The 24,891-nt window shown below is 73.9% G+C and carries 20 protein-coding genes, 1 tRNA gene and 1 pseudogene; 17 read left to right on the top strand and 5 right to left on the bottom strand.

What is annotated here, in order from left to right; genetic code table 11:
* The first annotated feature begins 53 nt into the window (after nucleotides 1–53).
* The 3 genes and pseudogenes from ACWEMJ_RS23050 to ACWEMJ_RS23040 form a co-directional block, all read left to right on the top strand.
* On the top strand, nucleotides 54–185 hold the full coding sequence (locus ACWEMJ_RS23050; protein ID WP_452138992.1) for a DUF4244 domain-containing protein: 132 nt from the start codon (nucleotides 54–56) through the stop codon (nucleotides 183–185).
* Between the two features lie 37 nt (nucleotides 186–222).
* Nucleotides 223–561, top strand: coding sequence for a TadE family type IV pilus minor pilin (locus ACWEMJ_RS23045; RefSeq protein ID WP_452138986.1), 339 nt, complete (start codon nucleotides 223–225; stop codon nucleotides 559–561).
* A 13-nt stretch (nucleotides 562–574) separates the two neighbouring features.
* Nucleotides 575–940: pseudogene (locus ACWEMJ_RS23040) on the top strand (Rv3654c family TadE-like protein); the annotation flags it as partial.
* A 54-nt stretch (nucleotides 941–994) separates the two neighbouring features.
* On the opposite strand, the gene ACWEMJ_RS23035 reads toward ACWEMJ_RS23040, so the two are convergent.
* Nucleotides 995–3,370, bottom strand: coding sequence for a DEAD/DEAH box helicase (locus tag ACWEMJ_RS23035; protein WP_452138985.1), 2,376 nt, complete (start codon nucleotides 3,368–3,370; stop codon nucleotides 995–997).
* 222 nt (nucleotides 3,371–3,592) lie between these two features.
* Here ACWEMJ_RS23035 and bldG point away from each other — a divergent pair, with 222 nt between their 5' ends.
* From bldG to ACWEMJ_RS22965, 14 genes are all read left to right on the top strand, one after another.
* Nucleotides 3,593–3,934: an anti-sigma factor antagonist BldG gene (gene bldG, locus ACWEMJ_RS23030; RefSeq protein ID WP_073807489.1), complete on the top strand. Its 342-nt coding sequence runs from the start codon at nucleotides 3,593–3,595 to the stop codon at nucleotides 3,932–3,934.
* A 155-nt stretch (nucleotides 3,935–4,089) separates the two neighbouring features.
* Nucleotides 4,090–4,503, top strand: a complete 414-nt coding sequence (locus ACWEMJ_RS23025; RefSeq protein WP_452138984.1) for an ATP-binding protein — start codon at nucleotides 4,090–4,092, stop codon at nucleotides 4,501–4,503.
* A gap of 205 nt (nucleotides 4,504–4,708) precedes the next feature.
* Nucleotides 4,709–5,437, top strand: a complete 729-nt coding sequence (locus ACWEMJ_RS23020; protein ID WP_452138983.1) for a small secreted protein — start codon at nucleotides 4,709–4,711, stop codon at nucleotides 5,435–5,437.
* Between the two features lie 99 nt (nucleotides 5,438–5,536).
* Entirely contained in the window at nucleotides 5,537–7,063 is a 1,527-nt protein-coding gene (locus ACWEMJ_RS23015; RefSeq protein ID WP_452138982.1) for a DUF7059 domain-containing protein, read from the top strand.
* 241 nt (nucleotides 7,064–7,304) lie between these two features.
* Nucleotides 7,305–7,793 (top strand): hypothetical protein, encoded by a 489-nt coding sequence (locus ACWEMJ_RS23010; RefSeq protein WP_452138981.1) that lies wholly within the window; start codon nucleotides 7,305–7,307, stop codon nucleotides 7,791–7,793.
* A gap of 324 nt (nucleotides 7,794–8,117) precedes the next feature.
* Nucleotides 8,118–10,982 carry a type I DNA topoisomerase gene (topA, locus tag ACWEMJ_RS23005; RefSeq protein WP_452138980.1) on the top strand — a complete coding sequence of 955 codons (2,865 nt, stop codon included), beginning with the start codon at nucleotides 8,118–8,120 and terminating at the stop codon, nucleotides 10,980–10,982.
* Between the two features lie 78 nt (nucleotides 10,983–11,060).
* A complete protein-coding gene (tmk, locus tag ACWEMJ_RS23000) occupies nucleotides 11,061–14,159 on the top strand; it encodes a dTMP kinase (RefSeq protein WP_452138979.1) in 3,099 nt (1,032 codons plus the stop codon).
* 151 nt (nucleotides 14,160–14,310) lie between these two features.
* Entirely contained in the window at nucleotides 14,311–15,516 is a 1,206-nt protein-coding gene (locus ACWEMJ_RS22995; RefSeq protein ID WP_452138978.1) for a DNA polymerase III subunit delta', read from the top strand.
* Nucleotides 15,517–15,793: 277 nt separating this feature from the next.
* Nucleotides 15,794–16,870, top strand: coding sequence for a hypothetical protein (locus tag ACWEMJ_RS22990; RefSeq protein ID WP_452138977.1), 1,077 nt, complete (start codon nucleotides 15,794–15,796; stop codon nucleotides 16,868–16,870).
* Between the two features lie 194 nt (nucleotides 16,871–17,064).
* Nucleotides 17,065–18,663, top strand: a complete 1,599-nt coding sequence (locus tag ACWEMJ_RS22985) for an alpha/beta hydrolase (RefSeq protein WP_452138976.1) — start codon at nucleotides 17,065–17,067, stop codon at nucleotides 18,661–18,663.
* 121 nt (nucleotides 18,664–18,784) lie between these two features.
* Complete coding sequence (gene leuE, locus ACWEMJ_RS22980; protein ID WP_452138975.1) at nucleotides 18,785–19,441, top strand: leucine efflux protein LeuE; 657 nt, start codon at nucleotides 18,785–18,787, stop codon at nucleotides 19,439–19,441.
* Between the two features lie 109 nt (nucleotides 19,442–19,550).
* Nucleotides 19,551–19,624 (top strand) — tRNA-Thr (locus tag ACWEMJ_RS22975).
* 214 nt (nucleotides 19,625–19,838) lie between these two features.
* On the top strand, nucleotides 19,839–20,702 hold the full coding sequence (locus tag ACWEMJ_RS22970) for a helix-turn-helix domain-containing protein (protein ID WP_452138974.1): 864 nt from the start codon (nucleotides 19,839–19,841) through the stop codon (nucleotides 20,700–20,702).
* A gap of 81 nt (nucleotides 20,703–20,783) precedes the next feature.
* Entirely contained in the window at nucleotides 20,784–21,188 is a 405-nt protein-coding gene (locus ACWEMJ_RS22965) for a hypothetical protein (protein WP_452138973.1), read from the top strand.
* Nucleotides 21,189–21,218: 30 nt separating this feature from the next.
* Here ACWEMJ_RS22965 and sigJ read toward each other — a convergent pair whose 3' ends face one another.
* The 4 genes from sigJ to ACWEMJ_RS22945 form a co-directional block, all read right to left on the bottom strand.
* On the bottom strand, nucleotides 21,219–22,112 hold the full coding sequence (gene sigJ, locus ACWEMJ_RS22960) for an RNA polymerase sigma factor SigJ (protein WP_452138972.1): 894 nt from the start codon (nucleotides 22,110–22,112) through the stop codon (nucleotides 21,219–21,221).
* A gap of 77 nt (nucleotides 22,113–22,189) precedes the next feature.
* Nucleotides 22,190–22,792 carry a superoxide dismutase gene (locus ACWEMJ_RS22955; protein WP_452138971.1) on the bottom strand — a complete coding sequence of 201 codons (603 nt, stop codon included), beginning with the start codon at nucleotides 22,790–22,792 and terminating at the stop codon, nucleotides 22,190–22,192.
* A 111-nt stretch (nucleotides 22,793–22,903) separates the two neighbouring features.
* Nucleotides 22,904–23,779 carry a siderophore-interacting protein gene (locus ACWEMJ_RS22950; protein ID WP_452138970.1) on the bottom strand — a complete coding sequence of 292 codons (876 nt, stop codon included), beginning with the start codon at nucleotides 23,777–23,779 and terminating at the stop codon, nucleotides 22,904–22,906.
* A gap of 31 nt (nucleotides 23,780–23,810) precedes the next feature.
* Nucleotides 23,811–24,854 carry an ABC transporter substrate-binding protein gene (locus ACWEMJ_RS22945; RefSeq protein ID WP_452138969.1) on the bottom strand — a complete coding sequence of 348 codons (1,044 nt, stop codon included), beginning with the start codon at nucleotides 24,852–24,854 and terminating at the stop codon, nucleotides 23,811–23,813.
* Nucleotides 24,855–24,891 lie beyond the last annotated feature (37 nt).

Here is a 24,891-nt window from a genome sequence, read left to right as displayed (position 1 = left end):
CGTCAGGGGTCATCGCTGGGGAGCCTCGAAAGAGACTCGGCAACTAAGCAGGGATAGCCGCCGAGTACGCGATCGGCACGGTGGCGGCGTGTGCCTTCGCGGCGGTGCTCTACAAGGTGGTGACCAGCGACACCGTCTCCGGCGCGCTGTCGGAGATCCTCGGCCGTGCCCTGCACACGGCCTGAGCGCCGGGCAGGCCGCAGCAGGTCGCCGGACTCGGGGATGGTCACCGCCGAGACGGCGGTGGCCCTGCCCGCCCTGGTGCTGCTCGCGGCCATGCTGATCTGGGGCGTGGCCGCCGCCGGAGCCCAGATCCGCTGCGTGGACGCGGCCCGGGCCGGTGCCCGGGCCGCCGCCCGAGGGGATGCCGACGCCGCCGCGGTCGCGGCGTCGGCCGCCCCGGCGGGCGCGAAGGTCGACGTCGCGTTGGACGCCGCCACCGCCCGCGTCACCGTCGAGGCCCCCTGCCCGGGCCCCGGCCGCCTCGCCGCACTCCTGACGGTCCGCCTCACCGCCACCGCGGTGAGCGCCCGCGAGGACGTACCGACCGACGACAGCTGAGAAACGAGAGGAGGTGCCCGCCGTGAGGGAACGAGACCGTCCGTCCGCCCCGGCCGACCGCGGTTCGGCGACCCTGTGGCTGGTCGCCCTGGGGCTGCTGGGGGTGGCGGTGTTCTCGGCCTGCCTGCTGGTGGGGCAGGTGGTGGCCGCCCGCCACCGGGCCGAGTCGGCGGCGGACCTGGCCGCGCTGGCCGCCGCCGACCGGCTGCTCCTCGACCCGGACGGCGGCTGCGGTCGGGCCGCCGAGCTGACGCGGGCCCAGGAACGCGCCGAGCTCGTCTCCTGCCGCGTCCTGCCGGGCCAGGACGCGGTGGAGGTGGTCGTCCAAGTCCCGATCCACGGCCTGCCCGTCCCGCTCGGCCCGGCCCGGGCGCGCTCCCGGGCCGGCCCGCAGTGGGCCTGGGCCGACCAGACCGCCGAAGCGGACGACCCGTCAACCGGCGGTGCCGTCGGCCGGGTCGGTGTCGCCGGTCGCGTCGGCGGTTTCCGGCCGGTCGGGGGCGTGGGCGAGGAGGACGGTGAGCAGGCGGATCGCGGCGGCCTTGTCGAGCGGCTCGTTGCCGTTGCCGCACTTGGGCGACTGGACGCAGGACGGGCAGCCGCGGTCGCACTCGCAGGCGGCGATCGCGTCCCGGGTCGCGGTCAGCCACTCCACGGCACGGCGGAAGCCGCGCTCCGCGAAGCCCGCGCCGCCGGAGTGGCCGTCGTAGACGAAGACGGTCGGGAGGCCGGTGTCGGGATGCAGCGGGACGGAGACGCCGCCGATGTCCCAGCGGTCGCAGGTGGCGAACAGCGGAAGGAGGCCGATCGAGGCGTGCTCGGCGGCGTGCGCCGCACCGGGCAGCTGGTCGAACGGGATCGTGGCGTCCAGGAGTTGGTCCTCGGTGACGGTCCACCAGACGGCCCGGGTGCGCAGGGTGCGCGGCGGCAGGTCGAGCTTGCTCTCGCCGAGGATCTCGCCGGTGGAGATCCGCTTGCGCAGGTAGCCGACGACCTGGTTGACCACCTCCACCGAGCCGAAGCAGAGCCGGGCCTCGCCCCACTCCTCGGTGGTGTCGGTGGACAGGATCGAGATCGAGGTGACGTCCCGCGCGGAGGTGGTGTACGGCGGATTCGCGGGGGAGACCAGGGCGACCGAGGACTCCAGGTCGAACTCCCGCACCAGATAGGTCCGCCCCTGGTGCAGGTGGACGGCACCGGTGTGCACGGTGGTGTGCGCGGCCTCCGCGTCCACCGTGCCGAGCAGCCGCCCGGTGTCCGCCTCGACGATCTGCACGGGGCTGCCGCCACTGCCGCGCAGGTCGACACCGTCCACGGCACGCTCCCGCCGGGTCCAGTACCAGGAGCCGTCGCTGCGGCGGCGCAGCAGCCCGCGGCGTTCCAGCACCGGCAGCAGCGGCTTGCTGGACGGGCCGAAGAGCTCCAGGTCGGCGTCGGTGAGCGGCAGCTCGGCAGCGGCCGCGCACAGGTGCGGGGCGAGCACGTGCGGGTTGTCGGGGTCGAGGACGGTGGCCTCCACGGGGGTGGCGAACAGTGCGTCGGGGTGGTGGACGAGATAGGTGTCCAGCGGGTCGTCGCGGGCGATCAGCACCGCCAGCGCGCCCTGGCCCTCGCGTCCGGCGCGCCCGGCCTGCTGCCAGAGCGAGGCCCGGGTGCCGGGGTAGCCGGCCAGCAGGACGGCGTCCAGACCGGAGACGTCCACGCCGAGCTCCAGCGCGGAGGTGGAGGCCAGCCCGAGCAGTCGGCCGCTGTGCAGGGCGCGCTCCAGGGCGCGGCGCTCCTCGGCCAGGTAGCCGCCCCGGTAGGCGGCGACCCGGGCGGCGAGCGGCTGGCCGAGCTGCTCCTGGGCCTGCAGGGCGACCAGTTCGGCGGCCCGGCGGGAGCGGACGAAGACCACCGTCCGGGTGCCGTCGTGGACCAGGTCGGTGAGCAGGTAGCCGGCCTCGGCGGTGGCGGAGCGGCGGACGGGCGCGCCGTGCTCGCCGACGTTCTCGGTCAGCGGCGGCTCCCACAGCGCGAACACCAGCGGGCCGCGCGGCGAGCAGTCCTCGGTCACGGCGGTGGCGGGCAGGCCGGTGAGCCGCTGCGCGGTGACGGCCGGTTCGGCGGTGGTGGCGGAGGCCAGCAGGAAGGTCGGCGAAGCCCCGTACCGGGCGCACAGCCGCCGCAGCCGGCGCAGCACCTGGGCGACGTGCGAGCCGAACACCCCCCGGTAGGTGTGGCACTCGTCGATCACCACGTACTTCAACGCCTTCAGGAAGGACGACCAGCGCGGGTGGGCGGGGAGTATGCCCCGGTGCAGCATGTCGGGGTTGGTCAGCACGTACGACGCGTACTGGCGGACCCACTCGCGCTCCTGCGGGGGAGTGTCGCCGTCGTAGAGCGCCACCCGGACCCGGTCGGGGACGAGCTCGGCGGCGCGCCGGCGCTGGTCGGCGGCCAGCGCCTTGGTGGGGGCGAGGTACAGCGCGGTGGCGCCGCGTCCGTTGCGGGCCTCGGTGCCGGTCAGCAGCTCGCTCAGCACGGGGGCCAGATAGCCGAGCGACTTGCCCGAGGCGGTACCGGTCGCGATGACCGTGGTCCGCCCGGACGCGGCCAGGTCCATGGCCTCGGCCTGGTGGGCCCACGGCAGCAGCACGCCGAGCTCGGCGGCGGCCGCCACCACCTCCTGCCGGATTCCCTCCGGCCAAGGGGCGTAGCGCGCCTCGCGTGCGGGCAAGTGCTCCGTATGGGTGAGGCGATCCGACCTGCCGCGCTCGGTGGAAAGGGTCGCGAGCAGGGCCTCGGGCTGGTGGTGACGGGGCGGCATGAAGACCCAGTGTGTCACCGGCGTGACGGAGAATCGCTGTTAACCATCGTGCGCCCATGGTCGCAAGTGGTTGAATGAAGCCCGTGACGGCCGCATGGCCGAGGGCCGCGACACCGAGGCTCCGACCTGCCGGTTTGCCGCGCCCTGGGCCTGTGACCACGTGGTCGCAGCCGCTGGGCTGAAGATCGCAATGACGTAGCAAGGCAAGGTGCTGGAGGTTCCGTGGACCTGTCCCTGTCGACCCGTACTGTCGGCGATCGCACGGTCGTCGAGGTTGGCGGCGAGATCGATGTGTACACCGCCCCCAAGTTGCGCGAGCAGCTTGTCGAGCTCGTCAACGACGGCAACTACCACTTGGTCGTGGACATGGAGGGCGTGGACTTCCTCGACTCCACCGGCCTCGGTGTGCTGGTCGGCGGCCTGAAGCGGGTGCGTGCGCACGAGGGTTCGCTGCGCCTGGTGTGCAACCAGGAGCGCATCCTGAAGATCTTCCGGATCACCGGCCTGACCAAGGTGTTCCCGATCCACAACTCGGTGGACGACGCCGTCGCGGCGACCGACTGACGTTCCGTCGGTCCGCCGTTCCAACCGAATCTTCTCGATCGACCGCCGCCGGTCGGCCGGGCGCTGAGCCCTGCCCGGCCGGCGTGGTCGGTGTTCCCGCCCTCGCCGTGCGGGCCGGTGTGCCCGGCGGTGGGGAGCAACCCCGGAGGGGAGACATGGCAACCGTCGAACTTCGATTCAGCGCACTGCCCGAGCACGTCCGCACCGCCCGGCTGGTGGCCGCCGCGGTGGCCAGACGCGCGGGGGTGGACGAGTCGGTGCTCGACGAGTTGCGGCTCGCCGTCGGCGAGGCCTGCTCCCGCGCGGTGGCCCTGCACCGGCGCAACGGCGTGGACGGCGCCGTCCGGGTCGCGCTGACCGAGCAGGAGAAGCGTTTTCTCATCGAGGTCGCCGACGAGGCCGGCCCGGCGCACGCCGCCGGTGCCGCGGGCGGTGGCCCGGAGGACGAGGACGCGCTCGGCCTGGCGGTCATCACCGGCCTGGTCGAGGACGTCGAGGTCGGCAACGGCGCGGACGGCGGCGTCATCCGGATGAGCTGGTCGATCAACCCGGCCTCCGTCGGCACCTGACCTGCGCCGCACGCGCGCCCTGCGACGTCCGTGCGCCCTGTGCCGCACGCCCGTCCATCCGCTGATCTGTTGATCCGTGCCACGCCCGGCCGCTGAGCTGCGCGGATGCGCCGGGCTGTGGCCTTCCCGACGGGCGGGGGCGGGCGGCCGTGTAGGTTCGCTGGTCGATGCCCGGGACCGGGTGTCAGCGACCGAAAGGGCCCCGGTGAAGAAGCGACTGGTCACCGTCTCCGCGCTCGGCGCGCTGCTCGCGCTCGCCGCCGTCGGCTGTTCCGCCGACGACTCGGCGAAGAAGCTCGACGGCTGGGCGAAGAACGTCTGCGATGCCGCGCGGGATCCGATCGCGCAGTCCCGGACGGCGCTCGCCGACACCGGGAACGTCAAGGATGGCGAGTCCCCGGTGGACCTGCAGAAGCGGTTGTCCGCCGACCTGGCCGCGCTGGCCACCACCAACCAGCAGCTGGCGGACGCGGTGCAGAAGGCCGGCGTGCCGGCGATCGGCGACGGGGCGAAGCTCCAGCAGGACGCCGTCAACGAGCTGAAGCAGGTCGCCCAGGGCTACCTGGACGCGCAGAAGAAGCTGGACGGGCTGACCAACGCCGATCAGGCCAAGTTCGCCGACGGCCTGCGCAGCGTCGGCGACCAGGTGCAGCGCCTGTCCCAGGTGTCCACCGGCGCGCTCGCCACCCTCCAGAGCGGCACCCTCGGCGACGCGATCAAGAAGCAGCCCGGCTGCAAGGCCGCCGCCGCAGGCGTACCCGCCACCGATCCGTCGAGCAGCGCCAACCCCTCGAGCAGCGCCAACCCCTCGGGCAGCGCCGACCCGTCGGCCGGTGCCGGCCAGTCCGGCAGCGCCAACCCGTCCGGCAGCGGTGCCCCGTCCTCCGGTACGGGTGACCAGGGCGGCGGATCGCCCTCGCCGAGCAAGAGCTGACGGAGCCGACGCCGTGGCGGCCCGGCCGCCGGTGCGGTGGCCGGTGCGACCGCCGGTGCCGTGGCCGGGCGGGGTCGGCGGACGGGGGAGAATGGCGGGGTGACGAACAGCCCCGTTCTTGATGCCGACCGGACGACGGAACTGCGGGAGGCGCTGCTGAAGGCCTCCTTCACCGCCGACGGATTGCTCGACCTGCTCGGCCCGGCCGCCTACGCGGCACTGGCCCGCAGTGAGGCCGTCCCGGCGCTGCGGGCCACCCGCGGCGGCACGCCGTTGGAGACCCTGGTGCGGCTGTTCCTGCTGCAGCAGCCCGTGTCGGAGGCCGCCGCGGCCGCCGCCCTGCCCGTGCGGAACCTGCTCGCCGACGGCTGGCTGGTGCGCGACGGCGCCGAACTGCGCGCCACCGTGGACGTCCGGCCGTACGCCGACGAGGTGGCCGGCCTGCCCAGCGCGGACGCCTGGGTGGTGTCCGACCTCGGCTGCGCCGTCGGCGGCGCGGGTGGCATCGGCTCCGGCCGCACCGACGCGGGCGTCGAGCGCCGCGACCTGGTGCTCGGGGTGGGCGGCGCGTCCACCACGCTGGCCAACCTGACGGTGCGCCGCCCGGTCCGCGAGGTGCTCGACCTGGGCTCCGGCTCCGGCGTGCAGGCGTTGCACGCGGCCCGGCACGCCCAGCGGGTCACCGCCACCGACCTCAACCCGCGCGCCCTGCACTTCACCCGGCTGACCGCCGCGCTGTCCGGCTTCGACAACGTCACCACCGCCGAGGGCAGCCTGTACGAGCCGGTCGACGAGCGGCGCTTCGACCTGATCGTCTCCAACCCGCCGTTCGTGATCTCTCCGGCCGGCCGGTTCACCTACCGGGACGGCGGGATGGCCGGCGACGAGCTGTGCCGCAGCGTCGTCCGCGGCGCCGCCGACCACCTGGAGCCGGGCGGCTACTGCCTGCTGCTGGCGAACTGGCAGCACGTCAAGGGCGAGGACTGGCGCGACCGCCTGGCCGGCTGGGTGGCCGGCACCGGCCTGGACGCCTGGGTGGTGCAGCGCGAGGTGCAGGACGTCGCCCAGTACGCCGAGCTGTGGCTGCGCGACGGCGGCGACCACCGCGGCGACGAGTACCGGGCCCGGTACGAGGAGTGGCTGGACAGCTTCGAGGCGGCCGGCGTGGAGGGCGTCGGTTTCGGCTGGATCGTCCTGCGGGCGTCCGGCGCGGCCGAGCCGGTGGTGCGGATCGAGGACTGGCCGCACCCGGTCGAGCAGCCGCTCGGCCCGCACATCGAGGAGTGGTTCGCCCGCCAGGACTTCCTGCGCGCCCACGACGACGCCGGCCTGCTGGCCGCCCGCTACCTGCTCGCCGACGAGGTGGTGCAGGAGCAGATCGGCACCCCCGGCTCCGAGGACCCCGAGCACGTGGTGCTCCGCCACAACCGGGGCATGCGCCGCGCCACCAAGGTGGACACCGTCGGCGCGGGCTTCGTCGGCGTCTGCGACGGCACGCTGGCCGCCGGGGAGATCATCGACGCGATCGCCCAGCTGCTCGGCGAGGACGCGGCGCAGCTGCGGGCCCGGGTGCCCGAGTCGCTGCGGCTGCTCACCGAACAGGGGTTCATCGAGCCGGTCCGCTGATCCGACCGCCGCGGTCGCGGCGGTGACATTGATCACCCGGCGGGTGAATCGGCCCGCCGGGAATCCGGAGTGACCGGCGCGGCCCGGCCGCGTTGAACACCCAGGCCCGCCCGGCCCGACGGCGGCGTTCACCCGTACGTTCCCCGGGCGTGGTCCGGCGGACGCCGGGTGTCCGCCGGAGGTTGTCCACCGACTGCCAGGCTGCTGTCCACAGGCTGTGGACAGTGCGGGGGAGGACCGGATGGAGACGCCGACGACGCTGGTGGGCGGGGCGGTCCTGGCGGCCTTCGGGAGCGCACTGCTGCTGTGGTGCGCCGTGGAACTGCGCCTTCGCCACCACCTGCGCCGGCACGGCGTGGCCGCCACCGCGCAGGTGGTCGCCGACCGGGGCCGGACCGACGCGATGGACAGCAGCCCGCTGCTCTCCTACCCGGTGGACGCCGCCGGCGGCACGCCCGATGCCGGGCTCGCCGCTGTCCACGAGCTGCACCCCGACCCGGTGGGCCGCCTGGTGCTGTCCCGTCCGCGCGGGCACACCCCGCTGCGCCGCCCGCCGCGGCTGGCCGCCGGCGCGGCCGTCCAGGTCGCCTACGACCCGCGGCGGCCGGACCGGGTGGTGCTGGCCGCGCACGAGGAGCTGCCCTCGCTGCCCGCCGACCTGTTCTGGGCGCTGCTCGGCACCTCGGCGCTGGCGGGCGGTCTGACCCTGCTCGCCCTCGCCGTGCGCTGAGCGGACCGGCGGCCGGTCCGGCCGGCGTCGATCGGGCCCGTCCCGATCACGGAGCGCACAGTTCCGCTCCTCTCTTCTTCCACCGCGCCGGGCACCCGGCGAAACCTTCCGACCCCCGCCGAAGGCCCGCTTGCCCGGGAAAGACATGCCCGAAGAGCTGCCATCGGGTTACCGTTCGAGTGGCGTCGGTCGGCCTTGCCGGTGAAAACGCGGCATCCGTCCGTTTGACAAGGGTGGCCAGGGTACGGTCACACTCCGCTGGTGGGACCGTCGCTGTGCGACTGCCCAGGAGCTTTGGTAAACGACCGGGAGAGAAGAGCGAAGGTGTCCCCGAGCAGCGAGACCGCCCACGGCAAGCGACTCGTCATCGTCGAGTCGCCGGCCAAGGCCAAGACGATCAAGGGCTACCTCGGGCCCGGCTACATCGTCGAGGCCAGTGTCGGTCACATCCGCGACCTGCCCGGCACGGCCGCCGAGGTCCCGGACGAGTACACCGGCGAGGTGCGCCGGCTCGGGGTCGACGTGGATCACGACTTCGCGCCGATCTACGTGGTCAACCCGGACAAGAAGTCCCAGGTCACCAAGCTGAAGTCGCTGCTCAAGGAGTCCGACGAGCTCTTCCTCGCCACCGATGAGGACCGCGAGGGCGAGGCCATCGCGTGGCACCTGCAGGAAGTGCTGAAGCCCAAGGTGCCGGTGCACCGGATGGTCTTCCACGAGATCACCAAGGACGCCATCCAGGAGGCCGTGCGCAACCCGCGCGACCTGAACAAGCGCCTGGTCGACGCGCAGGAGACCCGCCGCATCCTGGACCGCCTCTACGGCTACGAGGTCTCCCCGGTGCTGTGGAAGAAGGTCATGCCGAAGCTGTCGGCGGGCCGGGTCCAGTCGGTCGCCACCCGCCTGGTGGTCGAGCGCGAGCGCGAGCGGATCGCCTTCACCTCCGCCTCCTACTGGGACCTGGTCGCCACCTTCGCCACCGGCCGCACCGCCGCCGACGCCGCCAACCCGGAGAACTTCGGCGCCCGGCTGATCTCGGTGGACGGCAAGCGCGTCGCCACCGGCCGCGACTTCGGCACCGACGGCCGCCTGAAGTCCGCCGCGAACACCCTGCACCTGGACGAGCAGGCCGCCCGCACGCTGGCCGCCGCGCTGGAGCAGACCGCGTTCAGCGTCCTCAGCGTCGAGTCCAAGCCGTACCGCCGCTCCCCGTACGCGCCGTTCCGCACCACCACGCTGCAGCAGGAGGCCAGCCGCAAGCTGGGCTTCGGCGCCAAGCGCACCATGCAGGTCGCGCAGAAGCTGTACGAGAACGGCTTCATCACCTATATGCGCACCGACTCGACCACGCTGTCGGAGACCGCGATCGTCGCGGCCCGCGCGCAGGTCACCCAGCTGTACGGGGCCGACTACCTGCCGGCCGCGCCGCGCACCTACGCCTCCAAGGTGAAGAACGCGCAGGAGGCGCACGAGGCGATCCGCCCGTCCGGCGACCGGTTCCGCACGCCCGCCGAGACCGGGCTGTCCGGCGACGACTTCCGGCTGTACGAGCTGATCTGGATGCGCACCGTCGCCTCCCAGATGAAGGACGCGGTCGGCCAGTCCGTCACGGTCAAGGTCGGTGGCCGCTCCGCCGACGGCCGGGACGCCGAGTTCTCCGCCTCCGGCAAGATCATCACCTTCCACGGCTTCCTCAAGGCCTACGTCGAGGGCGCCGACGACCCCAACGCCGAGCTCGACGACCGCGAGCGCCGCCTGCCGCAGGTCGCCGAGGGCGACCCGCTGGCCGCCGAGCGGCTCACCCCCGAGGGCCACGCCACCAAGCCGCCGGCCCGCTACACCGAGGCCTCGCTGGTCAAGGAGCTGGAAGACCGCGAGATCGGCCGCCCGTCCACGTACGCGTCGATCATCGACACGATCATCAACCGCAAGTACGTGTTCAAGAAGGGCACCGCCCTGGTGCCCTCGTTCCTCTCCTTCGCCGTGGTCAACCTGCTGGAGAAGCACTTCGGCCGGCTGGTCGACTACGACTTCACCGCGAAGATGGAGGACGACCTCGACCGGATCGCGGCCGGCCAGGCCGAGTCCGTGCCGTGGCTCAAGCGCTTCTACTTCGGCGAGGGCGAGGCCACCGGCGCCGCGATCGGCGCCGCCGACGCGGGCAACGGCGACGGCGACCACCTCGGCGGCCTGAAGGAACTGGTCACCGACCTCGGCGCGATCGACGCCCGCGAGATCAGCTCCTTCCCGATCGGCGACGGCATCGTGCTCCGGGTCGGCCGGTTCGGCCCGTACGTGACCCGCCCGGCCGCCGTCGAGGGCGAGCCCGAGCAGCGCGCCGACGTCCCCGACGAGCTGCCGCCGGACGAGCTGACCGTGGAACTCGCCGAGGAGCTGTTCGCCCGGCCCAGCGGCGAGCGCGAACTCGGCACCGACCCGATCAGCGGCAACCCGCTGGTCGCCAAGGCCGGCCGGTTCGGCCCGTACGTCACCGAGGTGCTCCCCGAGGGCACCCCGAAGACCGGCAAGAACGCCGTCAAGCCGCGCACCGCCTCGCTGTTCAAGTCGATGGACCTGGACACCGTCACCCTTGAGGACGCGCTGCGCCTGCTCTCGCTGCCCCGGGTGGTCGGCACCGACCCCGAGGGCAACGAGATCACTGCGCAGAACGGCCGCTACGGCCCGTACCTCAAGCGCGGCACCGACTCGCGGTCGCTGACCAGCGAGGACCAGCTGCTCAGCATCACGCTGGACGAGGCGCTGGCGATCTACGCCCAGCCCAAGCAGCGCGGCCGGGCCGCCGCGGCCGCCCCGCTGAAGGAGCTCGGCAACGACCCGGTCAGCGAGAAGCCGGTGGTGGTCAAGGACGGCCGGTTCGGCCCGTACGTCACCGACGGGGAGACCAACGCGACGCTCCGCAAGGACGACGAGGTGGAGACCATCACCCCGGAGCGGGCCTTCGAGCTGCTCGCCGAGAAGCGCGCCCGCGGGCCGGTGAAGAAGACCGCCAAGAAGGCCCCGGCGAAGAAGACCGCCACGGCCGCCAAGAAGACCACCACGGCCAAGAAGGCCACGGCGGCGAAGAAGACGGCGGCCAAGAAGACCACCGCTGTGAAGAAGACCACGACGGCGAAGAAGACCGCCGCGACGAAGTCCGCCGCCGCCGAGAACACATCCGAGGAGAGCTGACGGACACCGCGTAACGGGCCTGTTCGAATCCGGGCGGGCCCGTTAAGGTCGGGGCCGCGCACTCGCTACGCTGACCGTATGACGAGCGAGGAGCTGCCCCCCACCGCACGCGCCGGCGCCCGCGGCCTCCCCGAGGTCGCCCCCGCCGGGACACCAGGCGAACGGGCCCGCGCGCTGCTCCGGCTGCGGCCCTACCGGAGACTGTGGACCACCCAGCTGCTCGGCGGCGCCGCCGACCGGCTGTCCCTTCTGGTGCTCGTCCCGCTCACCGTGGTCGCCGCGGTGCTCGGCGGACAGTTCGGGCACGGCTACCGCTCGCTCGCGCTGGCCGTCGCCGCCCTGTTCGCGGCCCGGCTGCTCGCCTCCGCCCTGTTCGGCGCCGTGCTGCTCGGCCCCGTGCACGCCCTGGTCGGCGGCCGGATCGACCGCCGCTGGAGCCTGCTCGGCGCCGACCTGGCCCGCGCCCTGCTGATCGGCCTCGCCCCCTGGTGGGTGGTCTGGTCGCCCGGCTCCGCTACCTGGCTGCTGCTCGGCACGGTCTTCCTGGCCGGCGCCGCCGAACGGATCTGGACCATCGGCAAGGACGCCGCCGTCCCCGCCCTGCTGGCCGTCCCCGAGCAGGCCGGCCCGCCGGCCGCCGCCTCGCTGGACGCCGTCCGCACCCTCGACCAGCGCACCGGCTGGGCCGCGCTGCCGCTGGCCGCCACCGGACTGGTCGGCCTCACGCTGCTCAACAACGTGATCGCCGCGCTCGGCCTGCACTGGCTGCGCGGCCACCAGGTCACCGTCGCCGCGCTCGGCACCGCCGCGCTGTTCGTCGCCAACGCCGCGCTGCTGTACCTCCAGGAGCTGCCCGCAGGCGCAAACACCGCGCCGCGCTCCCCCCTGCAGGGTCTGCGCGCCCCCACCGACGCGACGCCCGGACCGTCCCTCAAGAAGGGCCGCACCGGCTCCGCCCCCTACTTCACCTTCTCGATCGCCGCCGCCTACGCCTCGATGGCCGGCGTCGCCGCGCTCGGACTGCTCACCGCCACCGAGCACCTGGCCGGCCCGATCGGCTACGGCCTGCTGGTGCTCGCCGCCGCCGGCGCGCCCGCCGTCGGCATCCGGCTCAGCCGCGCCACCCTGCCCGGCCTGTCCCGCCGCCGGCTGCTCGCCCTCGGCCTGGTCACCGCCGGCGTGGCGCTGATCCTCGCCGGGCTGGTCCTCGACTTCGTCCTGGTGCTGCTGCTCACCGTGCTGGCCGGCCTCGCCGCCGGCGTGGTCATCGCCACCGGACGCGGGCTGCTCGCCCAGGAGATCGAGGAGATCCGCCTCGGCAAGGTCACCGAGCACCTGTACGCCGTGCTGCGGGTGGTCGTCGCCGCCGCCCTGATCGGCATGCCGCTGCTGGCCGCCGCCTACGGCGAGGTCTCGCTCGGCGAGGTCCGCACCGGCAGCTTCACCTTCATCCACGGCGGCGCCGCGCTCGCCGTCTCCACCGCCGGACTGCTCACCCTGGTGCTCGCCGCCGTCGTCCTGCTGAAGACCGACGACCAGCGCGGCGTGGTCCCGTTCGGCCGGGAACTCGCCCAGGCCGTCCGCGGCGGGGCCGGGGCGGCGCCGCACCGGCTCTCCGGCAGCGGCTACTTCATCGCGCTGGAGGGTGGCGACGGCGCCGGCAAGTCCACCCAGGCGCAGGCCCTCGCCGAATGGATCCGCGCCAAGGGCCACGAGGTGGTCATCACCCGCGAACCCGGCGGCTCCCCGATCGGCCAGCGGCTGCGCGCCCTCGTCCTCGACGTCGGCAACACCGGCCTGTCGCACCGCGCCGAGGCGCTGATCTACGCCGCCGACCGCGCCGAGCACGTCGAGAACGTGATCCGGCCCGCCCTGGAGCGCGGCGCCGTCGTCATCACCGACCGCTACATGGACTCCTCGATCGCCTACCAGGGCGCCGGCCGCGACCTGGCCGCCACCGAGGTCGCCCGGATCTCCCGCTGGGCCACCGGCGGGCTGGTGCCCGACCTGACCGTCGTCCTCGACGTCGACCCGACCACCGCGCGGGATCGTTTCACCGAGGCGCTGGACCGGCTGGAGTCCGAGCCCACCGAGTTCCACCAGCGGGTCCGCTCCGGGTTCCTCGCCCTGGCCGCCGCCGATCCCGCCCGCTACCTGGTCGTCGACGGCAGCCAGGCCGCCGCCACCGTCACCACCGCGATCCGGCACCGGCTCGACCGCGAGCTGCCGCTCTCCGACCAGGAGAAGGCCGCCAAGGCCGAGCAGGAGCGCAAGGCCCGCGAAGAGGCCGCCCGGCGCGCCGCCGAGGCCGAAGCCGCCCGCAAGGCCGCCGAGGAGGCCGAGCGCAAGCGCCTCGCGCTGCTGGAGGAACTCCGCGCCGAACAGGCCGAGAAGGACCGCCTCGCCGCCGAGGAAGCCGCCCGCGCCAAGGCCGAGGCCGACCGCAAGGCCGCCGAGGAGGCCCGCCTCGCCGCCGAGGCCGAGGCCGCCCGCAGGGCCGAGGAGGAGGCGAAGCGGCAGGCCGCCGAACAGGCCCGGCTCGCCGCCGAGGCCGAGGCCGCCCGCAAGGCCGCCGCCGAGGAAGCCGCCCGCGCCGAACTCCAGCGCCAGCGAGACCTGCAGCGCGAGGAGCAGCGGCGACGCGCCGAGGAGGCCCTGCAGCGCGCGGAGGAGGCCCGCAAGGCCGCCGAGGCCGAGGCCGAGCGGACGGCGGTGCTCCCCAGGATCGAGGAGCCGGCCGCCGAGTCCGACAGCGAGACCACCCGGGAGCTGCCCAAGCCGGTGCTCGACGAGACCGCCGTGCTGCCGAAGGTCGAGGACGCCGAGACCGCGGTGCTGCCCAAGGCGGAGCCCGCGCCTGCGCCTGCTCCTGCGCCCAAGCCGACGCCCGCGCCCGCGCCCGCGCCTGCGCCGAAGCCGACGCAGGAGCCGAAGCAGGGGCCCGAGGCCAAGCAGGTGCCGCCCGCGCTGTTCCGCGACGAGGACGACGACTCCTCCCGCACCCGCGAGCTGCGCCCCCGGCCGGACTGGGCGGAGGAGACCCCGCTCGACGACCTGCCCAGCCTGACCGACAGCCTGCTCGGCTCCCGCGAGGAGTGGGCCCGCTGGGAGGCCGAGGCCCCCGAGACGGCGCAGGACGAGCAGCCCAAGCGGGGCTGGCGCCGCCGCAAGGACTGACCGAGGCCGACCCGGGCGCGGGGAGTCGTGCGATGCGCGCGGCTCCCCGCGCCTTCGCGTTCCGGCCGGGGCGGAAGCGGTCGGCGCGTCCGGGCCTGTCCCCGCGCGGCGTTAGGCTCGTCGGGTCGGTGAGGGCGAGGAGGAGCGCGGCGTGAGTGTGTGGGACGACCTGGTCGGACAGGACCGGGTGGTCGAACAGTTGCAGGCGGCCGCGAGGGCAGCCCGGGCCACCGTCCTGGCGGGCCGCGGCGAGGCCCCCGAGGGCAACGCCTCGCTGATGACGCACGCCTGGCTGTTCACCGGTCCGCCCGGTGCCGGGCAGGTGACCGCGGCCCGCGCCTTCGCGGCGGCGCTCCAGTGCACCAGCCCCGACCTGGAGACCGGCGGGACGCCCGGCTGCGGGTTCTGCGACGGCTGCCACACCGTGCTCTCCGGCAGCCACGCCGACGTCAAGCAGGTCCGCACCGACGGGCTGTCGATCGGCGTCGGCGACATGCGCGACCTGGTGCTGCGGGCCGCCAGCTACCCGACCGGCGGCCGCTGGTCGGTGATCCTGGTGGACGCCGCGCACCGACTCACCGAAGCGGCCGCGAACGCACTGCTCAAGGGCGTCGAGGAGCCCTCGCCGCGGACGGTGTGGCTGCTGTGCGCGCCGTCCGTGCAGGACGTGCTGCCGACCATCCGCTCCCGCTGCCGCCTGCTGGTGCTGCGCACGCCCCCCGCCGAGGCGGTCGCCGACATGCTGGTCCGGCGCGACGGCGCGGAGCCCGAGGCGGCCAGGCTGGCCGCGCTGGCCGGGCAGGGCGACATCGACCGCTCCCGGCGGCTCGCCGTGGACGAACAGGCCAGGGCCCGCCGCGCCGAGGTGCTGCGGATTCCGCTGGAGGTCGCCGACCTCGGCGGCTGCCTGGCCGCCGCGCAGCGACTGGTCGACACCGCGAAGGCCGACGCCGAGGCGCTGGCCGAGACCCAGGACGCCAAGGAGACCGACGACCTGCGGGCCGCGTACGGCGCGGCCGAGGGCAGCCGGGCGCCGCGCGGCATGGCGGGCGCGGTGAAGGAGCTGGAGAAGCGGCAGAAGAGCCGGGCGACCCGGACCCGCCGGGAGACGCTGGGCGTCGCGCTCGGCGACCTGCTGGGCTTCTACCGGGACGTGCTGGCCGTCCAACTGGGCGCGGGCGGGGCGCTCGCCAACGAGGACCAGCGGCCGGCCGTGCAGCGGGTGGCCGGCGAGGGCGCGGCGGAGAACACGCTGCGCCGGATCGAGGCCGTGCTGGCCTGCCGGCGGGCGCTGGACCGGAACGTGGACCCGCTGCTGGCGGTCGAGGCGATGACGGTGGCGCTGCGGGCGGGCTGAGCGGGCGACGCCGGCGCTGCTGGCGGTCGAGGCGGTGTCGGCGTCGCGGGTTGAGCGGGCGACGCCGGCGCTGCGGGTGATCGCGGCGGTGGCGGTGGCGCTCTCGGGGGCGGTGCCGGGCTGTCGGCGGGTGTCGCCGTCGGTCCGTTAGCTCGTTCGAGTGAAGGTGGGGAGACGCCCGTACCGCCCGACGGTCAGGGGGCGTGCGGTCTTGCACCCTGTGCACTGGCCACGCGCCCGCGTCCGGCCGGTCCTTCCCCGAGGTGGTGCGTCCCCCATGCCCCGATTGCTCCTCGTCCTGTTGGTGATGCTGGCGGCTGTGGCGGTGGGCGGTCGGCTGGCCCGGTCGGCGGTGTCGCGCTGGCGGGATCTGCGGGCCGCGCAGACGTACGAGCTGGCGGCCCGGGTGCATCCGGTGCTGGTCCGGGCCGGGGCGGCGGTGCTGTGCCTGGTGTGCGTGTCCGCGCTCGGGGTGACGGTGCTGATGGGGGAGCGGCCCGGCCGGGTGCCGGTGCGGCAGGCGGCGGCGGTGGTCGGCGCGGAGCGGCCCGCCCCCGTCCCCGAGGCCGCCGCTGCCGCGCCGCCGCCGGTGGAGGCGCTGTTCAGCAACGTGAGCCGTCCGGCGGGCGGGGAGCTGCTGGAGGGCGAGGTGCCCGGTCCGGACGGGCAGCCGCGTGCGGTGCGGGTGTGGCTGCCCGCCGAGTACGGGCGGGAGCCGGCGGCCCGGTTCCCGGTGATCGTGGTGCACTCCGGGACGGCCGGGCGGACCGCCGACCAGGACCTGCCGGGTGTGTTCGACGGCGTGGCCTCGGCCGTCGAGCTCGGCAAGTCCCGCCCGTTCGTGCTGGTCGCCCCCGAGGCGCCGATCGGCACCGGCCACCCCTGCGAGCTGGTGGCGGCGGCCCCGCAGGCGGTCGCGGACGACGCGGCCCTGCGTGCGGCCGTGGGCGCGGCGTTCCGCACCCGGCCGGCCGGCCCCGACGGCTGGGCCGTGCTGGGCGTGGACGACGGCGCGCCCTGTGCGGCCGCCGCCGCGCTGGCCCGGCCGGACCTGTACGGGGCGGGCGCGGCGGTGTCCGGCCGTTACGACGGGCCGGCGCTGGCCGCCGCCTCGGGCGAGGCACCGGCGGTGGGCAGGGGAGCGGCTTCGACGCGGCTGCTGCTGGCCGCCGCGAAGGGGGACGCGGACGGGCTGGCCTCGGCCCGGGGTGTGCGGTCGGCGCTGCGGGACGCCGGGGCGCGGGCCGAGGTGCGGATCTCCGACGTCGTCCAGGACTACTCGGCGGACCGGGAGCGGATGCGGCTGCTGCGGGTCGCGGTGCAGTACCTGACGGAGCAGCTGCCGACCCCCTGAGCGCCCTCTGACCACCCCCTGGCCGCCCCGGGCGCGGCCGGTACGGGTGGCTGCGGTGTGATGATCGGCTTTGGCGCGAGGTGGGCGGCGGCGTCCCGGGTGCGGCGTTCGCGGCCGCTAGGCTCGGCCTCCCGGCGACGGCCGGGGCGGTCGGCCCGCGGTCGGCCCGTTTCCAGGGGAGAGGACCCACGTTCATGAGAGTCGCCCGGCCCCGCCGGCTCCTGCCCGCCGCCGCGCTGGCCGCCGCCGCGTCCCTGCTGCTGGCGGGCTGCACCTCGGGCAACCCGGCGCCCACGGCGGGCGGCTCGCCCGGCGGTACGGCGGACAGCCACGCACCGGCCCCCGCGAACGGCGCGACCCCGCTGGAGGCGCTGCCCGCCGACCTGCCCGCCGGGCTCGTCCCCTACTACGCGCAGCAGCTGAGCTGGAAGCCCTGCACCACGGACTTCGAGTGCGCCACCTTCAAGGTGCCGCTGGACTACGCCCGCCCCGGCGACGGCCACGACGTGGAACTGTCCGCGATCCGCAAGCCCGCCACCGACCAGGCGCACCGGCAGGGCTCCCTGCTGCTCAACCCCGGCGGGCCCGGCGGCTCGGCGATCGAGTACGTGCAGGCCGTCGCCTCGCGCTACGACGCCAATGTGCGGGCCGGCTACGACCTGGTCGGCTTCGACCCGCGCGGCGTCGGCAAGTCCGCGCCGATCACCTGTCTGAGCGGCGAGCGGATGGACGCCTACGCCGCCGCCGACATCACCCCCGACAGCCAGTCCGAGATCGACGCCCTGGTGGCCGTCGACAAGGAGTTCGCGGCGGGCTGCTCGGCCCGGGCCGGCGAACTGCTCGGCCACGTCTCCACCATCGACGCGGCCCGGGACATGGACATGCTGCGGGCGCTGGTCGGCGACCAGAAGCTCAACTACGTCGGCAAGTCGTACGGCACCTTCCTCGGCGCGACGTACGCCGGACTGTTCCCCGGCAAGGTCGGCAAGGTCGTGCTGGACGGCGCGATGGACCCCTCGCTCGACTCCGTCACCGGCAACCTCACCCAGGCCGGCGGCTTCGAGACCGCGTGGACGGCGTTCGCGAAGGACTGCGTCAAGCGCGACGACTGCCCGGTCGGCCGCACCGAGCAGGAGGCCGGCGACAAGCTCACCGCGCTGTTCAAGCAGCTCGACGCCGAGCCGATGGCCACCGGCACCAACCGCCCGCTCACCGAGGCCCAGGCGCTCACCGGCGTCGCCGAGGCGATGTACACCGAGGCCCTCTGGCCGCACCTGCGGGCCGCGCTGGCCGGCACCCAGGCCGGCGACGGCAGCGGGCTGCTGAAGCTCGCCGACGAGTACTACAACCGTTCTGCGGACGGTAGTTACGAAAACCTGATGTACGCCAACATGTCCGTCAACTGCCTCGACCTGCCGGCCTCGTTCGCCGACCCGGCCGCCGTCGCCGCCGCGATCCCCGCGTTCGAGAAGGCCGCGCCGCACTTCGGCAGGGACATGGCCTGGATGGCGCTCAGCTGCGCCTACTGGCCGGTCAAGGCCACCGGCGCCCCGCACACCGTCCGCGCGGCCGGCGCCGCCCCGATCGTCGTGGTCGGCACCACCCGCGACCCCGCCACCCCCTACGCCTGGGCCAAGTCGCTGGCCGGGCAGCTGGAGTCCGGACGACTGCTCACCTACGACGGCGACGGGCACACCGCGTACGGGCGGCACAACGCCTGCATCGACGACGCGGTCAACCGGTACCTGCTCGGCGGGGCGGTGCCCGAGAACGGCCAGGTCTGCAAGGACTGAGACCGGCCGCGTGTCCGGATGACGGACGCTGCCGTCAGGAGTGTTTGTGCGTGAAGGGGCTGGCGCTAGCATGGCGCAGCCCCTTCGGCGTTCCTGCCTCTCGGCCACCCAGGAGACCGCAGTGTTCGGAGTCCACGACCTCACCTCCTACGTCCTCGGCGCACTGGTCATCGTCCTGCTGCCCGGGCCGAACTCCCTCTACGTGCTCTCCGTGGCCGCCCGCAAAGGCATCCGCACCGGGTACCGCGCCGCCTGCGGCGTCTTCCTCGGCGACTTCACCCTGATCAGCCTCACCGCCCTCGGCGCGTCCTCCCTGCTGCGCGCCAACCCCGCCGTCTTCGCGGTGGTCAAGTTCGGCGGCGCGGCCTACCTGCTGTGGATCGGCCTCGGCATGCTGCGCGCCGCCCGGCAGCTGTGGCGCGAACGGTCGGCCTCGCCCGCCGTCGCGGCCGACCCCGCCGCCGCCGAGACGGACACCGAGCGGCCGTTCCGCCGGGCGCTGGTGATCAGCCTGCTCAACCCGAAGGCCATCTTGTTCCTCCTCTCGTTCTTCACCCAGTTCGTCGACACCTCCTACAGCGCCCCCGCCCTCTCCTTCGCCCTGCTCGGCGGCGTCCTGCAGACCTTCTCCTTCCTCTACCTCTCGCTGCTGATCTTCGCGGGCACCTCCCTCGCCGACGCCTTCCGCCGCCGCAAGCGTCTCTCCGCCGCCCTCACCTCCACCGTCGCCGTCCTCTTCGCCGGCTTCGCCGCCAAACTCGCCGTCTCCTCCGCCTGACCACCCCCACCTCGCCACCGCGTACGGATCACCCCCGGAAACTGTGTAGACTGACCCGCGTTGCCAATGCGACCCTGGGCCCACCAGCCCGGTCCCATCCGGCAGCGGTGCCGCCTTAGCTCAGTTGGCCAGAGCAACGCACTCGTAATGCGTAGGTCGCGGGTTCGAATCCCGCAGGCGGCTCAGGTAAGACCCAGGTCGGAGATCATCCGGTCTGGGTCTTTTTTGTGTTTTGGGGGGATTCCGGTTGTGGGGAGGGGGTTTGCCTGGGCTTTTCTGGGGATTGAGTCATCTTTGAATTGGTCCTCGCCAAGGGCTTCGGTGTCCGGGGTGCGGGTGGGTGGGCGCCGTCAGACTGCTGGTCCGGGGGATTGGTTCGGATGCTGAGGACGGGGACATGGCGGGGGATCTCGGGGTGGGGCAGTACGGGAGGGTGAGGCGGACGTGGCTGGCTCGGCAGGTGGGGTTGGGGATTGCGGAGTTGGCGTGTTTTGAGGATCACCGGTCGTTCCGGGCGGTGGGGGAGGCGGGGGAGGGGGTGTTGGTTGTTTCGCTGATCCGGTCCGGGGGGTTGGTGGTGCGGATCGGGGGACGTGAGTACTTCGTGGATGCGACCGCGGGCTTTGTGGTGGGTGGTGGGGAGGGGGTGGCCGTGGCGCATCTGGCTCGGGCGCCGGAGCTGAGTACGGTGCTGCAGTTCCATCAGGATGTGCAGGGGGAGTGTCCGGGTGGGGGCGGGTCGCGGGTGCTGCCGGTGGACGCGGGGCTCGACCTGGCCCATCGGGGGCTGGTGGCGGCCTGTCGGGGCGGGGCGGATTCGCTGGAGGTGGCGGAGCGGGCGAACCGGTTGGTGGCCGGGTTGGGGGCTGCTCGGGAGCTGCCGCGACGTGCTTCGACGGCACACCGGCGGCTGGCCCATCGGGCGTGCGCCGCGCTGGTGGACGGGCCGCCGACGTTGGGGTTGGCGGAGCTCAGCCGCCTGGTGGGCTGTTCGCCGTTCCACCTCAGCCGGGTCTTCCGGGCGGTGACGGGACGTACGCTCACCTGCTACCGGAACGAGTTGAGGGTGCGTGCGGTGGTGGAGGAGTTCGGTGGTGGGCGGACCCTCCGGGAGTTGGCCGCGAAGTACGGGTTCGCCGATCAGGCCCATCTGACGCGGGTGTTCCGGCAGCATGCCGGCGAGCTTCCGAAGGTGGTCAGGGCCGCGCTGCGGCGGGGTGGGCCGGCGGCGGGAATCGAGCAAGAAAGTACAACGCCCTGACGGTCGCCGCCGGAAAGAATCGACACGAACCGGCCGAGCCGGGCCGGGCGCCAGCACCAGGAAGCCAACGGGAGAGTCTCCATGTCACGCAACCTGATCACGTCTGCCGCGAAGCGCGCGGCCACCACGGTGGCCGCCGCAGCGCTTGTCCTCACCGCGACGGCGGGGGTCAGCACGGCCGCCGCCCCGTCCGCCACGACCTCCGGGTACAACCTCGTCTACCTGAACACGGTCTACGACCAGTGGTCGCACAAGACGCCGGACGCCAACGCGTCCAGCCACGTCGGCACGCTGTACAAGGCGCGGAACTACTTCAAGTGCTACACGTACGGGCAGACCTACCACGCGGTGGAGAACGGCCGCACCAGCAACATCTGGCTGCTGACCGACGACGACAACGGCAACGCCAACGTCTACGTCACCGAGGTCTACCTGGACACCTACGGCTGGCTCAACGACACGAGCCTGTTGGAGAAGTGCAAGTAGCGATTCGGTAGTTCAGAGCCCCGGGCCGGGTCACCGGCCCGGGGCTGCGGCGTGGTGGTGGGCCGCGTAGTGGGCGAGTTTGTCGGGGTTGCGGAGGATGCGGACGGTGGTGATGCCGTTCGGGCCGAGGTCGATGGCGCCGAGGGAGGTGAGGCGGTCGCCCTCCCAGCCGAGGACGGCGGGGAGGCCGTTGGCCTCGGCGAGGGTGAAGTGGACGCCGGTGGTGAAGCGGGCGAAGAGGCCGGCGAGGAAGCGGGTGGCGTTGTCGCGGCCGGAGACCGGGCGCAGCGCGGAGCGGACCTTGCCGCCGCCGTCGGCCCAGATCACGACGTGTTCGGCGAGGAGTTGTTCGAGCCGGTCGAGGGCGCCGTCGGCCGCGGCGGACAGGAAGCGTTGCAGCAGGGCGGCATTCTGCGCGGGGTCGGGCGCGGGGTGCGGGGTCTCGTCGGTGAGGTGCCGGTGGCCGCGGTGGTAGAGCTGGCGGGCGGCCGGTTCGGTGCAGTCGAGGACGCCGGCGATCTCGCGGTGGCTGTAGCCGAACGCGTCGCGCAGCACCACGGCGGCCCGCTCGGGCGGGGTGAGCCGTTCCATCAGGGTGAGGACCGCGAAGGAGACCGCCTCGCGCTGTTCGGCGCGTTCCATCGGCCCGAGGGCGCCGTCGCCGGTGGCGACCGGTTCGGGCAGCCAGGTGCCGGGGTACTCCTCGCGGCGGGCGCGGGCGGAGGTGAGGCGGTTCAGGCAGAGGTTGGTGAGCACCTTGTTCAGCCACGGCCCGGGTGCGGCGATCTGTTCGCGCGGTGTGCCGTGCCAGCGCAGGTAGGCGTCCTGCACGGCGTCCTCGGCCTCGGCGGCGGATCCGAGCATCCGGTACCCGAGCGAGAACAGCCGCGGCCGGTGGGTCTCGAACTCCTGTGCCGCGTCCATGGGCCCCACGGTAGCGGGGCCGGTCGGCCGCGGGGCCGGGGCCCCGTGGTGTGCGGGGTCCCGGCGGCCGGCTGCCGTCAGGCGGAAGTGGCGGCGGTGAAGCGGGTGGTGACGTCCTGCCAGTTCACGACGTCCCACAGGCGGGTGACGTAGTCGGGGCGGACGTTCTTGTACTGCAGGTAGTAGGCGTGCTCCCAGGCGTCGAAGGCGAGCAGCGGGACGGTGCCCTGGCCGACGTTGCCGTGGTGGTCGTAGACCTGCTCGACGATCAGGCGCCGGCCGAGCGGCTCCCAGGAGAGGATGCCCCAGCCGGAGCCCTGGACGCCGACGGTGGCGGTGGTGAGCTGCTGCTTGAACGCCTCGAAGGTGCCGAAGTGCTCGGTGATGGCGTCGGCGAGCGCGCCGTCGGGGCGGTCGCCGCCCTCGGGGGAGAGGTTCTGCCAGAACAGCGAGTGCAGGACGTGGCCGGACAGGTTGAAGGCCAGGGTCTTCTGCAGGCCGACCAGCGAGCCGAACTGCTCCTTGTCGCGGGCTTCGGCGAGCTGTTCCAGCGTCAGGTTGGCGCCGTTGACGTACGCCTGGTGGTGCTTGGAGTGGTGGAGCTCCAGGATTTCGGCGGACATCGCCCGCTCCAGGGCGGAGTAGTCGTAGGGCAGGTCAGGCAGCGTGTAGGCACCCATGGGTGAGCAGCCCCTCTCGATGGACGGAAGATCCGTTGCGAGGGCCACCCTATTGCAACTCTTTTGCAGGAGCGATGATGGGGCATTAAGGGCGGGTGTCGTCACGTGTCGTCAGGCGTCCTCGCCGTAGGCCTCCTCGCGCAGCCGGTCCTCGGACGCGCCGCGCCGCCAGTAGCCGGAGAACGCGACCGCGCGCCGGTCCAGCCCGCGTTCGCGCACCAGGTGGCGGCGCAGTTCCTTGACGGTGCCGGACTCCCCGGCGATCCACGCGTAGGCGCCGTCGGCGGGCAGGTCGGCCTCGCGGAGGGACGCCAACAGGCGGGACGGGGAGCCGGGTTCGCGGATCAGCCAGGTCAGCTCCAGGCCGTCCGCGTCGGGCAGGTCCTGGATGTCGCCCGCGTCCGGCACCTCGATCCACACCAGGGCGCGGGTGCCGGCCGGCAGCTGCTCCAGGATGCCGCCGACCGCGGGGAGCGCTGTCTCGTCGGCCAGCAGCAGGACGGTGCGGGTGCCCGGCGGGGGCCGGAAGCCGATGGAGCGGTTGTCGGCCGTGGCGGGGCCGAGCAGCACCACCCGGTCGCCGGGTGCGGCGCCCGCCGCCCAGCGGGCCGCCGGGCCGGACGAGGCGTGCTCGGAAGCGGCGTGGCCGGACGAGGCGTGGTCGGAGCCGTGCAGGGCGAAGTCCACGTCCACCTGCGGCGGTTCGGTCCGGTGGGCGCGGACGGTGTACGAGCGCATCACCGCCCGCTCGGTCGGCGGCAGCGCCCGCCAGGCGGCGAACCAGCCCTCGCCCTCCCGGTACGGGAGCAGCGGCTCGGACTGGCCCGGGTGCGGCAGGAACAGCGAGCAGGACTGGTCGCGCCCGCCGCTCGCGAAGCCGGCCAGCGCGGCGCCGCCGAAGGTGACCCGCAGCATGGTCGGGCCGAGCCGGCGGGTGTGCACCACCTGCGCCGGGAAGAACGCGAACTCCTGTGCCGGGACGGTCATTTCCTCCACCTCTCGGAGCGGTCGGCGCGGCTCAGCCCAGCTTGCGGGACTTCTGGATCGCGGCGGTCAGCCGCTCCAGCAGCGGGGCGAACCCGGCGTACGAGAACCGCGGCACCGCGTCCCACGGGGTGATCTGCTCGGCCTGCACGGCGGGCAGCCGGCCCCAGGCGGGCTTGGCCGCCAGGTCCTTGGGCTGGAGGGCGGTGGAGCGCTGGTCGAGCAGCAGCAGGTCCGCCGCGTACTTGCCGGCGTTCTCCCAGCTCAGGCCCTCGTAGTAGTCGCCGCCGTCGGTCTTCTCCGGCTGCACGAACTCCACGCCCAGTTCGGCGAAGTAGATCAGGTCGCAGGAGATCTTCGGGTTGGAGACGTAGAACAGGTCGGCGCTGCCCGAGCAGGCCATCACCTTGATCCCGCCGGCCGCCTTGACGGCCTGGCGCAGCGCCTCGGAGGCCTGCTCGAAGCGGGCCTTGGCGTCCACCGCCTTCGGCGCCGTGAGGTCCGCGCCGAGCGACTCGGCGAGCTTGGCGTAGTGCTCGATCGGCTGACGGATCGACACCCGGCCGGTGGAGGTGAGCACCGCCGGGGCGAGCTGCAGGATCTTGTCCTTGGACTCGTCCGGCACGTACCAGTACGCGTCCGGGTCGTACATGTGGGTGACCAGCAGTTCGGGGCGCAGCGCCGCGTACTTCTCGATGGAGAACTCGCCCCAGGCGTTGCCGATGATCTCGACCTGATCGATGTTCAGGCTGCCCGCCTGCGGGTCGGCCTTGCCGTCGGCGGCCCTGGTCTCGCCGAAGACGCCGACCAGCTGCTTGTCCAGGCCGAAGTCGGCGAGGGCGGCGGCCGCGCCGGTGAAGGCGACCACCCGGGTGGGGGTGGACTTGGCGGTGACGGTCCTGCCGCGGTCGTCGGTGTAGCTCCACGGGCCGTTGGCGGTAACGGAGTTCGCGCCGCCGGAGCCCTTGCCGGAGTCCTTGCCGCCGGAGGATCCGCAGGCGGCGAGCAGCGCGCCCAGGGCGGTGGCGCCGCCGGCGGCGAGCAGGCCGCGACGGGTCGGGCGGAAGGAGAACGGCATGGCGGTACCTCGGTTCGGTGGAGCAGGGGGCGTGGGG

This window comes from Kitasatospora sp. NPDC004531 (genome assembly GCF_053602195.1).
This window is presented reverse-complemented; position numbering and strand designations above follow the sequence as displayed.

Coding starts and splice junctions, on each gene's coding strand:
- ACWEMJ_RS22965 (WP_452138973.1), top strand. CDS start 20,784: ATGTCACGCAACCTGATCACGTCTGCCGCGAAGCGCGCGGCCACCACG.
- ACWEMJ_RS22955 (WP_452138971.1), bottom strand. CDS start 22,792: ATGGGTGCCTACACGCTGCCTGACCTGCCCTACGACTACTCCGCCCTG.
- ACWEMJ_RS23035 (WP_452138985.1), bottom strand. CDS start 3,370: ATGCCGCCCCGTCACCACCAGCCCGAGGCCCTGCTCGCGACCCTTTCC.
- ACWEMJ_RS22990 (WP_452138977.1), top strand. CDS start 15,794: ATGCCCCGATTGCTCCTCGTCCTGTTGGTGATGCTGGCGGCTGTGGCG.
- ACWEMJ_RS22970 (WP_452138974.1), top strand. CDS start 19,839: ATGGCGGGGGATCTCGGGGTGGGGCAGTACGGGAGGGTGAGGCGGACG.
- ACWEMJ_RS22945 (WP_452138969.1), bottom strand. CDS start 24,854: ATGCCGTTCTCCTTCCGCCCGACCCGTCGCGGCCTGCTCGCCGCCGGC.
- tmk (WP_452138979.1), top strand. CDS start 11,061: ATGACGAGCGAGGAGCTGCCCCCCACCGCACGCGCCGGCGCCCGCGGC.
- ACWEMJ_RS23045 (WP_452138986.1), top strand. CDS start 223: ATGGTCACCGCCGAGACGGCGGTGGCCCTGCCCGCCCTGGTGCTGCTC.
- sigJ (WP_452138972.1), bottom strand. CDS start 22,112: ATGGACGCGGCACAGGAGTTCGAGACCCACCGGCCGCGGCTGTTCTCG.
- ACWEMJ_RS22950 (WP_452138970.1), bottom strand. CDS start 23,779: ATGACCGTCCCGGCACAGGAGTTCGCGTTCTTCCCGGCGCAGGTGGTG.
- ACWEMJ_RS22985 (WP_452138976.1), top strand. CDS start 17,065: ATGAGAGTCGCCCGGCCCCGCCGGCTCCTGCCCGCCGCCGCGCTGGCC.
- ACWEMJ_RS23025 (WP_452138984.1), top strand. CDS start 4,090: ATGGCAACCGTCGAACTTCGATTCAGCGCACTGCCCGAGCACGTCCGC.
- ACWEMJ_RS23010 (WP_452138981.1), top strand. CDS start 7,305: ATGGAGACGCCGACGACGCTGGTGGGCGGGGCGGTCCTGGCGGCCTTC.